Annotated in this window: 10 protein-coding genes; 5 read left to right on the top strand and 5 right to left on the bottom strand. The window is 63.1% G+C overall.

Annotated elements, in window-relative coordinates:
- Positions 1 to 5: 5 nt before the first annotated feature.
- Together AC3WTE_RS25900 and AC3WTE_RS25895 are read right to left on the bottom strand one after the other, a co-directional pair.
- On the bottom strand, positions 6 to 1,592 hold the full coding sequence (locus tag AC3WTE_RS25900; protein ID WP_492442155.1) for a PPE domain-containing protein: 1,587 nt from the start codon (positions 1,590 to 1,592) through the stop codon (positions 6 to 8).
- Positions 1,593 to 1,925, bottom strand: a complete 333-nt coding sequence (locus AC3WTE_RS25895; protein ID WP_492442154.1) for a type VII secretion target — start codon at positions 1,923 to 1,925, stop codon at positions 1,593 to 1,595.
- 1,692 nt (positions 1,926 to 3,617) lie between these two features.
- Here AC3WTE_RS25895 and AC3WTE_RS25890 point away from each other — a divergent pair.
- Together AC3WTE_RS25890 and AC3WTE_RS25885 are read left to right on the top strand one after the other, a co-directional pair.
- The gene (locus AC3WTE_RS25890; RefSeq protein ID WP_492442153.1) at positions 3,618 to 4,259 is read left to right on the top strand and encodes a TetR/AcrR family transcriptional regulator; all 642 of its coding nucleotides are present in this window, start codon (positions 3,618 to 3,620) and stop codon (positions 4,257 to 4,259) included.
- A gap of 187 nt (positions 4,260 to 4,446) precedes the next feature.
- Positions 4,447 to 6,258, top strand: coding sequence for a bifunctional diguanylate cyclase/phosphodiesterase (locus AC3WTE_RS25885; RefSeq protein ID WP_492442152.1), 1,812 nt, complete (start codon positions 4,447 to 4,449; stop codon positions 6,256 to 6,258).
- Positions 6,259 to 6,482: 224 nt separating this feature from the next.
- On the opposite strand, the gene AC3WTE_RS25880 is transcribed toward AC3WTE_RS25885, so the two are convergent.
- Positions 6,483 to 7,271 carry a dienelactone hydrolase family protein gene (locus AC3WTE_RS25880; protein WP_492442150.1) on the bottom strand — a complete coding sequence of 263 codons (789 nt, stop codon included), beginning with the start codon at positions 7,269 to 7,271 and terminating at the stop codon, positions 6,483 to 6,485.
- Positions 7,272 to 7,385: 114 nt separating this feature from the next.
- On the opposite strand from AC3WTE_RS25880, the gene AC3WTE_RS25875 reads away from it, so the two are divergent.
- Entirely contained in the window at positions 7,386 to 8,021 is a 636-nt protein-coding gene (locus AC3WTE_RS25875) for a TetR/AcrR family transcriptional regulator (RefSeq protein WP_492442148.1), read from the top strand.
- A 77-nt stretch (positions 8,022 to 8,098) separates the two neighbouring features.
- On the opposite strand, the gene AC3WTE_RS25870 is transcribed toward AC3WTE_RS25875, so the two are convergent.
- Positions 8,099 to 9,256, bottom strand: a complete 1,158-nt coding sequence (locus AC3WTE_RS25870) for a beta-ketoacyl synthase N-terminal-like domain-containing protein (RefSeq protein WP_492442146.1) — start codon at positions 9,254 to 9,256, stop codon at positions 8,099 to 8,101.
- Between the two features lie 175 nt (positions 9,257 to 9,431).
- Between AC3WTE_RS25870 and AC3WTE_RS25865 the strand changes: the two genes are divergently transcribed.
- A complete protein-coding gene (locus AC3WTE_RS25865) occupies positions 9,432 to 11,066 on the top strand; it encodes a diguanylate cyclase domain-containing protein (RefSeq protein ID WP_492442144.1) in 1,635 nt (544 codons plus the stop codon).
- A gap of 414 nt (positions 11,067 to 11,480) precedes the next feature.
- Here AC3WTE_RS25865 and AC3WTE_RS25860 read toward each other — a convergent pair whose 3' ends face one another.
- Positions 11,481 to 11,897, bottom strand: a complete 417-nt coding sequence (locus AC3WTE_RS25860) for a hypothetical protein (protein ID WP_492442143.1) — start codon at positions 11,895 to 11,897, stop codon at positions 11,481 to 11,483.
- Between the two features lie 147 nt (positions 11,898 to 12,044).
- Here AC3WTE_RS25860 and AC3WTE_RS25855 point away from each other — a divergent pair, with 147 nt between their 5' ends.
- A complete protein-coding gene (locus AC3WTE_RS25855) occupies positions 12,045 to 13,436 on the top strand; it encodes a cytochrome P450 (RefSeq protein ID WP_492442141.1) in 1,392 nt (463 codons plus the stop codon).
- The last annotated feature ends 73 nt before the right edge of the window (positions 13,437 to 13,509 follow it).

Raw genomic sequence — 13,509 nt, 5'->3', positions numbered from 1 at the left:
CCCCCCTACTTTTCCGTGGGCCGCACGCGTTTGCGTTGCCCGGCAATCGGTTCACTGACTTCGACGGTGTCTTTGACCAACTGCTCGTCGGGAAACCACTCCTGGTTACGGTCAATCTCTTTGCCTTCGGCGCCCTTATTGCCGTGGGGCATCATCCCCATCGGCATCATGGACCCGCCGCCACCGGTGGCGGCACGCGGCACAGAGCCTGTGGGCACAGCACCAGTCGATGCCGGCGGGGCGGGCGCCGGAGGAGCTAGCTGCTCGGGCAGGCTGGCCGGCAACGTGCGGCCACTGTCGCCACCACCGCCAGCACCACCGCCACCACCGAGACCGTCCAGCCCGTCACCGGAGCCCAACTTGCTCAACGGGTTTCGAGGCGATCCACCTGAGCCCCCAGACGGCATACCACCACCAAGCCCGCCGCCGAGCTGACTGGCCATCTGGGACGCCTGCTGGCCCACCTGTTGCACCTGCTGTCCGACCTGCCCGAACGATTGCCCCAGCGCGCCGGCTAGCTGAGAAGGAATGCTCATCATCGTCTGCAAGATGGACTGCATCGATTGACCAGTCGCTTGCCCGGACTGGCTTGCGGGATCGCTCGATCCATCACCAGAGAGGGGATCATCAGCTGCCCCAAAGTCTTTGGCTGCCTTATCGGGAAGGTGGTCACCATCGCCACTGATCTTTGGCGAATCGCCCGGATGGTCAGCCTCTTTGGCGCCGCCCGCACCCTGACCGTAAGTGGTCATCGTCTTGGCCGACTTGGTCTTCATCTTGACCAGTTCGCCTTCGAGCCGGGTCGCATCTGCAGCCGCACCAACGTCACCAGCACTGGCCCGTGACGCCGCTTGCACAAACTTCTGCTGGGTCTCCCGATACGTCTGAGCGCGTGGGTGATCGGCGACCGCGGTACTCCAGTGGCTTGCCACCTCGCGCGCTGTATCGGCATGCGCACCGGCGGCCGCAGCCGAGGTTTCCATCCACTGGCCGAAGTTCTGCAACCGAGCACTAAGGTTTGTGGACGTCTGACCTTCCCAGGACGCAGGCAGGCTTCCGGCCAGCTGCTGGATACCGTGTGCTGATTGAGACAAACCCTGCGCTGCAACGTCCCAACTCGCGGCGTGGGCATGCAGACCGGATTCCCCGGCACCAGCATTCAGCGCGTCATCGACCACATCCGGCGCACCGGGAACGGTAGCCAGAGCAGCAAGGACGTCAATCGGCACGTCAGGGATGTCCACAGCGGGCGGGTCAGGGATTCCGCTAAGAGCGCTGACCGCGGCAGCCGCCGGCGATCCGCTGCCACCGACGAGGGCAGCACCGTCAGCGTCCATCTCGATGTAGCGTTGCAGGGCAGTCACGGCGGCGTTTCCACCTGTAATCAGACGTGAAATACCACCTGCCAGTTGCGAACTGAGCTTCGCCGCGTTCGTAGCGACGCGGTTGGCCGCCGTGATCGACACAGGATCGATGCCAGCCGGCTCAGGAGGCATGATCGCTGCCGGAGCGCTCAGTGCGGCCGCCGCTTCCATCAACGCCGCCACGATACGCGGGCCGGCGTCAGCGGGATCAACACGAAGCTCACTCACCTACGCTGCACCGCCCGAGGCCCGAACGCTCTCTGCCCCACTGGAGTCGGCATCGTCGTGGCGTTTGGCAGCGGCCAACAGCTTGGTGCCGAACGCCCCGTGGTGATCACTTGCGCTGCCGGCCCGGTCGTTCAAACCATCGAAGTGATCGCGCAAGGCTGCGCCCACCGGGGCGGCGACGGGACCCTGGCACCGAAGAATCTCTTCCTCGGCCTCCTCCATCCACTGCCCACAGGCCCGCTGGTATTCAGCCCATTCCGCAGCATTAACGGCACTACCGTCTGCGGCGGTTCGCACTGAATCGGTATCGACGAAAAGACGCTCTGAGCTCATGCGGTAATGATCATTCAGCCGCGAGGGGGTTTTCAACAGGTGCTCCGCCGGCGAAACCGCTGTTTCGTAGGCAGCGTCGAATACGGGCTCGGTCCTCACAGAACTATCGTGCCGCGCGCCGCCGCCACCAGCCGACACGTGTTTGCATGCAGCCCGCCCCGCCGACCAAGGGTGCCCGCCCCACGACAGACGCGCTGGACCGTCGGCAGGTTCGTTGGGCCGCACCTGCGCTATTGCAACGGCGCATGGTGCCTCGTCGCGCTCCGAATCGGTGGTCGGTGCGATCGTCACCGCCTGCAATGGCCCGGGCATCGTCCCACGGCCGCGCGGACGATCGCCTGCACCCAGTGGGTTACCGAGAGTAGAGCGCTGCCCCTCGCAGAATCTGATTTGTTGGCTTCTCATTCGGGCGATCGACCGCCTACGGTGGGTGAACGGCCGACGCCAAGAATCTTCGGCTTCCGGCCCCGAGAACGACGTACGCAACGGCTTGCCGATCCGATCCGGCACGGGTGCCGAATTCGTGAACGCACGACCGACGCCGGCGCCAAAGACGGCCGGGAGAGCGACGAGCACATCGCGTTCGCACACGATTACGTGGTCAGGGGTGGGGTCCCTGTCCAACCACGAAGTGCTCTCCCCGCACACGACGGCGCGGAACGGGGCCTCGGGCGCAGACAGAGTGATTTGCACGAGGTAAATCGCTTCCACCGAGACAGTCCCACTGCCTTCGCGCGTGATGAGCATGGAGCGCCTCGCTAACACTGGGAAGCTTCGTTGACTAATCGCAGGTCCACTGCTTGACCACCCGCACCCCAGGTGCGCGCAGACGGCGGATGGTCCACCACCCCCCTTAAACCCCACCTAGACCAGGCTTCCGCAAACAAGATGGCCGTGCCCCAGCCCGTACCGTTTGACCACATCGGATAATCAAGCAGCGTCATCGAAACACAATTGACTCGTATTGTCTAGCCATACAGGCCCCTTCAAGTCCGGCGATCCCGACCGACGGGAGCCACGCTGAATTCATGAACGCGCGGCCAAAGCATGTCGGACTCTTTAGGGGCGAGACCGTAGCTGGAAGCGGCAGCATCAACCGCCCAGAGAGCGCGGCGACGAGGCCCGCGCCACCGCCGAAGCCGAATCTGGCGGTGGCGACCCGATCAGCCAAAACTCCCACAGCGAAAGACATCTCCCGGATGCCGTGAACCACCCCAACACCAGACCACGGCCCGGGACCCCCAAGCGTGGCCAGGTATGCGGGACCGGTAGTTGCGCCGACCGGGTCGGCAATGGAGGGCAATTTATGCAACTTCCACTCGCAGCTACATGCCCTTGATATTCTCCAGCGCCACCAGCGATGCGCCGCGCGCGTTCGCCCCTCCTCGGGCGATAGGTTTGCCTTCTGGGACAAGCGCCTGCAACCCGGGCGAGCCGGATTGGGTTTCAGCGGGTGATGATCCGCATTGTGACCTGCGGACCAAGCGCCCCCGAACGTCAGCCTTCAATCGCATCGCCGCTTCCTCCCCTTACCGCGCACTGCTTGCCCACCCCGCAATGAGTGCCAGCCGGCAGCACTATTCAATCCCCCACAGCAGACAATTCCGATACAGAAGTACAAGGATGCAAGTATTCTGCATTGTCTACGATGTCATTGTATTTTGGCACGGGTTAGTTGTATTGTCTAGCCGCATGAGGACCGTGATCTACGAGGAGCCATCGGTACCCGTCGAGGTGTCAAGCCTCGACAAGATCCTCGCCGCATCGACGGTCGTGTTCGCCGACCACGGCAGCGAAGGCATGACCTATCGCCGCGTCAAAGATGCCGCGGGGGTGTCAACCGGGCTGGTGCAGCACTACTTCCCAACGAAGAAGCACCTGCTGGATGCCACCAACCAGCACGTCTTGAAGCAGATCAGCGCCATCCTCGAAGTGCCTGACACTCACGACCTGGACATGCTCACGGAAGCCGGCAACAAGCTGGTCAACATTTTCGTCGAGCAACCACACCTGATGAACTTCATCAGCCGCTCTCTCATCGAACGCGGTCAGGTTGGCCGTGTCATGTTCAGGTGGTTCTACGAACTGTCCGACGCACAAGGCGACTGGTTTGCAGAACGAGGCATGCTTCCCGACGGGATCGACCGAGTGTGGGCAGCCCTGAACCCAGTCATTTTGCGAGTCGGGGCGTTCATCCTGGCCGACCACATCGATGAGATGCTGCCCGCACCGTTCAAGACTCCCGAACAGATTCACCGGTGGGAAGCCGCAGTCAGCAGCCTCATCCGCAACGGCCAACTCAACGACCAAGCGCCCGGCGCACATACCGAATGACGTCGGCGGCAGCGCCGGTTGATGTCGTGGGGTCATCGACCGGCGCTCCCGCAACGCACGCCCGCAAGTCCGACCGGTCTCGAAATCCGACCGGTCTCGCTAACGCAACTTCATCCGCGCAGGGACGGGACCGCCAGCCACGAGAGTGAACGGCATTCAGTGCAATTTTCTTCGCTAACGTAGTGATGTGTTCGGTCCCCACAGCACCCTTGGCGAGCTCATTGCAGATGCGGCTCAAAAGTTGCACTCCGTTAATACGGAGGGAGTTGACGATCTCAGCAAACAAGTACTGACTGACATCGGCAGATTTCTCGGGCTTGACGCAGCATTTCTCTGGCACAACAAACACAACGTCGGGGCGACAAGGCTAATTGCCCAATGGCCGGCCCGGAGATACGCGGCAACCCCCGACCCAGCGTTCACCGAAGACCTCGACGAACCGACCACGCTCAGACTGACCGCACAATCCGAGGAGTTTCACGCACGGATCACCCCTGACACGCCATCGCCCGCCATTATCTCTATTGCAGCAGCGCCGCTAATTCTGCCGGGCGGCGACGCAGTCGGCACCTTGGAACTAATCAGGTACGGCGACTACGAATGGCCAGCAACGGAACTCGATGCACTAAGGACAATCGCCAACGTCTTCGCACACGTCAAATTGCGCACCGACCATGAACAAGAAATGACGCGCCTGAGCGAGCAGGACAGCCTAACCGGCTTATGGAATCGTAGGAAGCTAATCCAACATCTTGAATTCCGCCTGTCAGGCAATGCTTCAGAGTCAGTCGCCATCCTCTACATCAGCCCAGACCGACTGCGCACCGTCAACGCTGTCCTCGGCCATGCGGCAGGAGACCAGCTCATGACACAGCTCAGCGCGCAACTGCGCGCACAGATAGGCGACAGCGGGTTCATCTCCCGGCCTGGAGACGCTGAGATCGCCGTGGTTCTAGCAGGCACCACCAGCCCACAGAGCGCTGAGGCGTTCGCTCATCAGTTACGCGAACAGCTGCGCGGGCGAATCCTCATCGGATCGGAACATATCCGCTCCAGCATCAGCATCGCGGTAGCTGTCGGGCTCCCCAGGGAACATTCAGCATCAGATCTCCTGAGCCATGCAGATCATGCTTTGTCGTCGATCAGAGCTGCCGGCGGCAATCACATTGCGATGTTCAGTGACAATCTAGCCGAGACGTTCGACTTAATTGCCGACATCGAATTCAACCTGCACCGGGCCGTCGAAGACGACGAACTGGTCCTCTACTTCCAGCCTGAAGCCGATTTACACAGCGGAGCGATCGTCGCCCTCGAATCACAGGTGCAGTGGAACCACCCGACCCGCGGACCGCTTTCTCCCGAACAGTTCATGCCCGTCGCCGAAGCCACGAACCAAGCGGCGACATTGGGGCGCCACATTCTTTGGCTCTGCTGCCGGCAACTACACCAGTGGCGCCAAAGGACGCTCGCCCATAACCTACTCATGCGAATCAAACTTTCACCCGCACAGGTGCTTACAGAGAATTTCGTCACCTACCTCATTAAGACGCTTGATCACTTCCAGCTACCTGCCCACGCACTGTCACTGGAGTTTCCCGAAAGCGACCTGTTCTACGATTCCTCAGTGAGCGCAACGCTCCGCAATCTCAAGGCGACGGGTATAGGCCTGACGTTAGCCGACTTCGGAACCGGCTATAGCTCCCTGGTCGGGCTGAAATCTTTACCGTTCGACACACTCAAAATCGACGAATCATTTGTTCAAAACCTCCCGGACGATGAAGGTAACGCCGCAATCGTCGCATCGATCTTTGCCCTGGGCGAGGCCTTCGAACTGGACCTGGTCGCCAGTGGTCTGCGACACCGCGCCGACGCGGAAGTACTAGCAGGGCTTGGATGCAAACAAGCCCAAGGTCCGTTTGTCTCTGCACCCCTCGACATCAACGCTGCGACAACCCTGCTCGAGAAGTCGCCGGTTCCCCGCGTCACGCTGGGCAGTTAGGTTCGTTCGACCACGTAGGTTCGTTAGACCACGCCACTCAAGGTCCTCTGATGCGCACGGCGTCGGCGTTTAGGTTGCGACCGCTGTGCGCCTGTCGATCACGCTCAGCGTTTGCCTTGGCACGCAGCGGGTGCGGTACTAGGCAGCGTTGCAGGCGTTCCGGCGAGCCAGGGGCACCGCCCCCGGCTGAGCTACGGCGATCAGGTCCGGACAGGTGCCCGGAATTAGGGCAACCCCAAAGGGTCAGGCGGTGTGGTGGCTTTCCAGCCACCGTCTATCGCCGGACGAGACGCCGGCGAGCCATCAACGGAAAGATGGCTGCCGAAGAACTCGAGCATGCGCCGCCAGGCGTCCTCGGCCTCGCCCGGCGAGTAACTAGCTCCCACAGCGCGCTCGATAAAGCGAATCGGGCCCGTGAACTGCCAGTCATTGATGAAGCCATGGCCAACGTCCGGATACTCGTGGACGTCTCGTGGCACATTGCCCTTAGCGAGAGCAGCATCGAGGCGCGCTGCGCTACCGCGGCGCGCAATGAGGTCGCGTGCGCCGTAGCTGGCCACGACCGGGCAGGCTTTCCTCAACGCGCCCAGATCCTTGGGCAGGACCCCGTAGTTTGACGCGCAGGCATCAAAGAGCCCTCCAACCGACAGCTGAAGGGCGAGCTGGCCACCCATACAAAAACCGAGCAGTCCTATTTTCCCGGTACAGCGCTCGTCTGCGAGCAGGAAGTCCCGCGCGGCAACCAGCGGGGCGTAACCAGTGCCGATTCCGGCGCTGGCGGCACGCAACGTGGAGATCAGGCACCGGATTCTTAGGCCTCCGGCGTAGAGCGCGGGCGCCAACGCCATATAGCCGTTCTCGGCCAGTCGGTCCGCGGTGCGGCGCAGGTCTGCAGTCATGCCCAAGACGTCTTGGACGACTACAACCGCGGGCCATCTCCCCCCGTCTCGCGGAACAGCGAGGTAGGCCGGCGCCCCGCTGACACTGCCATGAGGATATGTAACGAAGCTCATTGATCGGCACCCTCGCTGTCACAATCGTTGTGAGGAGCCAAAGCAACAAGATGTGTGCAAATTGAGCTCCAATGCGCCTGTATTTCGATACAGGTTAGCGCTATTGTCGTAGCCATGGAAGGTCGAAGCGTCTTCGGGCTCGCGCTGCCAGAGCGCGAGCCCTCCACCGAAGAAAAGCTCATCGCGGCCGCTTTACAGATCTTCGCAGAACAGGGTATCGCGGTCACATCACTTCGGGCGGTCGCCGACTTTGCTGGTGTGTCCCCGGGAGCCCTTCAGCATCACTTTCCGACCAAAGCCGCCCTGGTGAAGGCGGTCGACACGCACGTCCTCCGAATCATCGCCGAGAACCTCGAACCGGCCGTGCAGCAGGCCGAGTACACCACAATCACGGCCGGCCGGAGCATCGTCGAACTCATAGCCAATCACCCAACAGCCATGGATTACCTCAAGCGGGTCCTAGTTGAAGGCGACGCCGACGGCGGGGTCGGCCAAGTGATCTTCGACGGGCTCGCAAAGATCAGCGAAGACCAAGGGCGGAAGTTCCAGGAACAGGGACTGATGCGCGACGATATCGATTTCCTCTGGTCATTCCTGAACCCGCTCGTCCTTCGCGTCGGCGCCATCATTCTGCGCCGGCATATCGAGCGATTCTTACCCGGGCATTTCTATGATCGAGAGCAACTCGAACGATGGGACTCGTCCGTCACAAATCTGCTGCAGCACGGTGCGCTCATTCATCACGAGTAGCATTCCAGTCCCTGCCCTACAGGACGTGTGCCCGCGCACCGATCGACCGGCACGCGGGCACCAGTCCCGCCACACGCTCACCCCGCCGGCGCCAGCACCACCGCGGAATTCTGCCCACCCATGCCCAGGGACGTCTTCAGAGTGAGACCGCCGTCGATGGGCGTCGGCCCATCCAGCAGCCGATGATGGCCGTCGGCAACCACCGGCGGTGCAGGGATCATCCCGTACTCGTAACCCATCGCTGCGGCAGCGATTTCAACCGCCGCGGCGGCGCCCTGGCAGTGCCCGACCAGCGGCTTGACCGAGTACAGGCCGGGCCGCCCGCCAAACATCTCGTCGACCAGGGCGGCTTCGGCGGCGTCGCACTGCGCGGTGCCGGGGCCGTGCGCGTTCAAGTAGGCCACCTCCTCGGCCGCGACGCCGGCGGTGTCCAAAGCGGTGCGCACGCATTCGTCTACCTGCACGCGGGACGGATCGACCGACGTGACGTGATAGGCATCGTGTGTCATCGCCCCGCCCCGCATCGACGCGTACGCACGGGTCGGACGGCCGGTCAACACGAACGCCACCGCGGCCTCGCCCACAGAGAACCCGCGGCTACCTTCTTGGAAGGGCCGGCACGCCTCCAGCGGCTCGGTATCGGTCACGGCCACCCCGAGCTTGACGAAGTGCTCCACATTCTCCGGGGTCAGGGACAGGTCGGTGGCCAAGAACAGCACATCGTCGACCATGCCGGCGTCCAGCCACATCTTCGCGGTGATCATGCCGGCGTTCCCCGACGCGCACATCGCGGATACGTTCATCGCTGGGCCGTGGAACCCGTGCTCTTGCATCACCATCGACACCGGCGTCGACGGCATCAGCGCGAGATAGTCACGAACTCGGCGTTGGCCGCCATCGACCAGGTAGAACTCGCGCCACGTCTCGATTTCGGGCAGCACCAGGGCATGCAGCAGCCCCACCCGGCGGCCTGGTGTCCAGCCCCTGGCTTGGGCGTCGGTGATGGCTTCGCGGGCAACCGCGCGCATCGCCCGGGCCGATCGGGTCGGCCCATCCTCGGAATCGCCGCCGTCGGGGACCCGTGCCAGCCAGCCTGCGTCCTGGCCGCCTGGTCCGTACCCTGGATACAATGCGGCTGCGGGTTTGCCGCTCATCAAGCCGGACCACAGGCGTTTGCGTCCCCACCCGTAGCCAGTGGCCGCTCCGATGCCTGCGATGTCCATTACGTTTGTCATATTTGTCTCCTTCTCACATTGCGTTGACCCTGATGCAGATATGTTGCTATCGAATTCGCCAGAAGGCACTACCTCCCGTAGACGTGGGCAGCTTGCTGTCCGTCCACAGGAAAAGTGCCTGTTGCGAGGGTGTCGTTATCGGGGGGAATCTGAATAGTGAACGCCGGGGAGGACCGTGACAGACAGCAGCCCGACCGTGGAACCGGTCGCCCTTGATCCGGACGGTGTGCGGTTCCGGGTCCTGGTAGATCACAGCCCTGACGCAATTTGTGTGCATGAGGCCGGCCGGGTGGTCTATCTCAATCCGGCGGGCGTGCGTTGGATCGCCGCCGAATCCGCCGAGCAGCTGATTGGGCATCCGATCACCGAATTCGTTCACGCGGATTCTGTGCCGGGGATGCTGGCCCGGTTGGCGACGCTGCGCGAGCTGGGCGATGCGACCGAACCAGCTGAAGCCGCGCTGCTCCGCTTCGACGGCAAAATCCTCGACGTCGAGATCATCTCGATCCTCACCACCTGGGAGGGCCGGCCCGCCCATCAGGTGGTGTTCCGGGACATCACCGCGCAGAAAGCGGCCCAGGCTACCCTGCGGTACCAGGCAGCGCTGGTCGAGCATGTGTCCGACGCGATCATCGGCACCGCCGCCGACGGGACCGTGACCGCCTGGAACCCGGCCGCCGAGACCATCTATCAGCGGCCGGCGGAACTGACGCTGGGGCTGCCGATCGCCGCCGCGGTCGGAGCCGCCCTGAACCCCGCGGCGATCGTCGCCGCCGGCGGCGTACACAACACGACGCACCACACCGCGGAAGGACGGGCCCTGGCGATTCGGGTGTCCGCCGCGGCCATGGAGTCCGGCTATGTGCTGGTCTGCTCGGACCGAACCGCGCTGCGTCGGGCCGAACAGCACTTCCAGACGGTCGTCGAATCCCTGCACCGCGGCGTGATGGTGATCGACCCGCTCGGCCGCATCGAGTCGGCCAACCCCGCGGCGCTACGCATCCTGGGCTGCCCCGGCGATCTGTCCAGCTCCGTCGATCTGGCTGACTTTTTCCCCGGGCACGGCCCGGATGGGCAGCTGCGCCTCGAAGCAGAGCAGCCGGTCGCGATCACCCGGCGTACCGGTCGGTCGGTGAACGATGAGCTGCTGTTCATCGACGACAGCGACGGGCGCCGGATCTGGCTGTCGGTCAGTACCTGCCTGCTCGACCCCGCGGACCGCGAAGGCTCAGGGGTGCTGCTGTCCTTCGAAGATGTCACAGCACAGCACCTGGCCAGCGAGCGGCTGCGCCACGACGCCACCCACGACACCCTCACCGACCTGCCGAACCGGGCCTGGATCACTGATCAAATCACCGGATCGCTTGCCGGAATCGGCTCCCCACCGCTGGCGGCTGTGATCTTCATAGACCTCGACCAACTCAAAGAGGTCAACGACACTCTCGGCCACCACGCAGGCGACGCAGTGATTCGCATCTGCGCCAAACGCTTCACCGAGGTGCTGCGCGCACGGGACACCGTCGCACGCATCGGTGGCGACGAGTTCCTCATCCTGATCGGTGCGCCGGCCACCGTCGATGACCTCGAACAGATCGCCCGTCGCCTCCATACCACCCTGGCCGACCCCATCCGGGTCGATAACCGCCTCGTCCACGCCAGCGCCAGCATCGGCATCGCGGCGACGGCGCCAGGCGAGACCCGGGACGCCGCTGAGATTCTGCGGCACGCTGATAGCGCGATGTACCAAGCGAAAACCAGCGGCCGCGGCCAGACCCGATTCTGGACCGCGGAGAACGATCTGGCGGTCTGACCGCCACGATTCTCGTGCGCCCCGCGGTCCACTACCTAGATCCAAAGACGCGACCGCCGATCCCCCGATCTGAAGTCGAAAGTTTGCACTGAGGTACGTGTGGGTGAGATTGAGTCAATGATGGGTTGAACAACAACCAATCGCGCATCATCACGACGAAGATCGTCACCGCGCAGCTATGCCGCTGCAGCTCGACGTCCGGTACTGCCGAGCAGATCGCCGATATCTTGCGCGGTCCTGGCGCGAAAGGCCGGTCGAGGGCCTGATCGAAGATGACGGCGATGTGACCATCTGAGACGTCACATCGTTCCAAACGCACTATGCCACACGGGAACCCGTCACGGTCGGGCGAGCCCTGCCGGGCATGATTCGCTCATTCAGCACGAGTTGTCTCCTAGCCGGGCCGCTGGTCGGCTACCAGAGCAGGGCAGACGGTCCGCCCAACCCCTCGATGCACGCACGCACCTGTGCGAGCTCATCGGCCGGGAGGGCGATGGCGCCTCCTTGTATGTCATGGTGGAAAAGGTTTGTTTTGCTCCCGTCAACGTCTCTGGTCGCGGTGGCGGAAAGACCGTCGCCGCCGATCTCGATCGTGAGTTGCGCACCGGAACCGAGCCACCAAATTCGGACCCCTCCGTCGGCCGTCTGCGCGAGCTGGGGCAGGGGTAGCCCCGCGCGAAAGATGAGTTCGGGCAGGAGGTTTGAGGCGACAGCAGAAACTCTGCCGCGCACCGGCCGAATGCCTTGCTCGACCCACTCCGCGGGCGGGTTCGTCAACTCATCGAGCTCGCGGAGCGCATAGTCGAGGTCGTCGGCTTGGGTGCGTGACATCCCATGCTCCATTCCATTCGGCCGCTACCAGACGAAGATCCGTCGAGCAGGTGTGCGGGCACCCCCTGCGGCGCCGCAACGCTCAACTGCCGGGCGCCTTGCGATCGGTCGCTAATTGCCCTTCCCTGGGGCCACTACGCTACTACCGTGGACATAGTTGAGCATTGCGGCGTTGAACATAGCGACGAGGTCATCGCGAACTTGCCCCCGGTGCCCAAGAATCCGCTGCCCTACCTGCAGCGGCTTCGAGCAGTGCGATCTCACCACACGGGAACTGACATCCTGCGCGATGCGGGAGGCCCGGTTACGTCGGTCGTTCTCGGGCCTCGTTGGCTGATCCCGCCCATTGTGTTGGCTACTTCGCCTGAAGGTATCCGCGATATCTGCAGCGCACGCGACGGATCGATCGACAAAGGCAGCGCCGTCAACACTGAACTCCGACGGCTTATCGGCGCCAACGTGTTCGTTTCCCCTCATGTCGAGTGGCTTCCGCGGCGCAGAGCGCTGCAGCCTCTGTTTACACACAGGAAGGTCACGCAAATCGGTGGACACATGGCCGAGGCCGTTGAGGCCGTATGTGCCACGTGGAGTGCCGACACGCCTGTCGATTTGGCTGACCAAAGCGCTTTGCTGTCGCTGCGCACCCTTGGTTGGACGGTATTCGGCACCGATTTAGGGGCTCAAGCAGACTCCATCGCAGAGCCACTGGAAATCACGTCCCAGTACGTTCTCAGTCGGAGCTTGTCCCCCTTGCGTGCCCCGAGCTGGCTGCCGACGCGCCGCCAGCGACGCGCAAGGATGGCGGCGGCCGGCCTCAGCCGACTCGCGAACGACATCCTGCAATCCTGCCGGGCGGACCCAAGCAAAGAAGCTCCCCTGGTCCAAATGCTCATCAATGCCACCGATCCTGAGACAGGACTGGGATTGTCCGACGATGCCATCATCGCCGAGCTCGTCAGCATGCTGTTCGCCGGATACAACACCACTGCAACGACATTGGCGTACGCGTTGTGGGCACTAGGCCACCACCATGACATCCAAGAACGGGTGGCGGCCGAAGCCGCTGCGATCGGCGATCGACCGCTCACTCCCGGCGATCTCAGCGAACTGACCTACACCACCCAGGTCCTGCAAGAGACGTTGAGAATATGCCCACCTGCTGCCACCGGAACACGAATCGCCAAACAGGACGTAGCCATCGCCGGGTACCGGGTCGCCGCCGGAACAACACTCGCGATCGGCCGGCGGTCAGTGCAGCGTGACCCCACCCTATGGGAGTCCCCGCAGACGTTCGATCCTGACCGTTTCTCACCGCAGCAATCCGCGACACGGAACCGTTGGCAGTATTTGCCCTTTGGCGCGGGCCCCCGCTCATGCATGGGCCAACACTTCGCGATGCAGCAAGCGACGTTGGGCGTCGCAGACATCATCCGACGATTCGAAATTGATTCCGCCGGACACGACTTTCCTACGACGGTGGCATTCACGGTGGCGCCGGACGGTCCCGTGCTCGCCCGGGTAAGGCCACGTCGGCGATAGGGACCAAACGATCGATTGCGTAATTGATGACTCTGTCCAATTCTGACGGCTACACCCTGCGGCGCCTACCTCC

It is taken from the genome of Mycobacterium sp. FW102-FHT13B02 (assembly GCF_058790275.1).
This window is presented reverse-complemented; position numbering and strand designations above follow the sequence as displayed.

Excerpts from the sequence above, each read along its gene's own strand:
- AC3WTE_RS25880 (WP_492442150.1), bottom strand. The coding sequence starts at position 7,271 with ATGAGCTTCGTTACATATCCTCATGGCAGTGTCAGCGGGGCGCCGGCC.
- AC3WTE_RS25860 (WP_492442143.1), bottom strand. The coding sequence starts at position 11,897 with ATGTCACGCACCCAAGCCGACGACCTCGACTATGCGCTCCGCGAGCTC.
- AC3WTE_RS25890 (WP_492442153.1), top strand. The coding sequence starts at position 3,618 with ATGAGGACCGTGATCTACGAGGAGCCATCGGTACCCGTCGAGGTGTCA.
- AC3WTE_RS25875 (WP_492442148.1), top strand. The coding sequence starts at position 7,386 with ATGGAAGGTCGAAGCGTCTTCGGGCTCGCGCTGCCAGAGCGCGAGCCC.
- AC3WTE_RS25870 (WP_492442146.1), bottom strand. The coding sequence starts at position 9,256 with ATGACAAACGTAATGGACATCGCAGGCATCGGAGCGGCCACTGGCTAC.
- AC3WTE_RS25895 (WP_492442154.1), bottom strand. The coding sequence starts at position 1,925 with ATGAGCTCAGAGCGTCTTTTCGTCGATACCGATTCAGTGCGAACCGCC.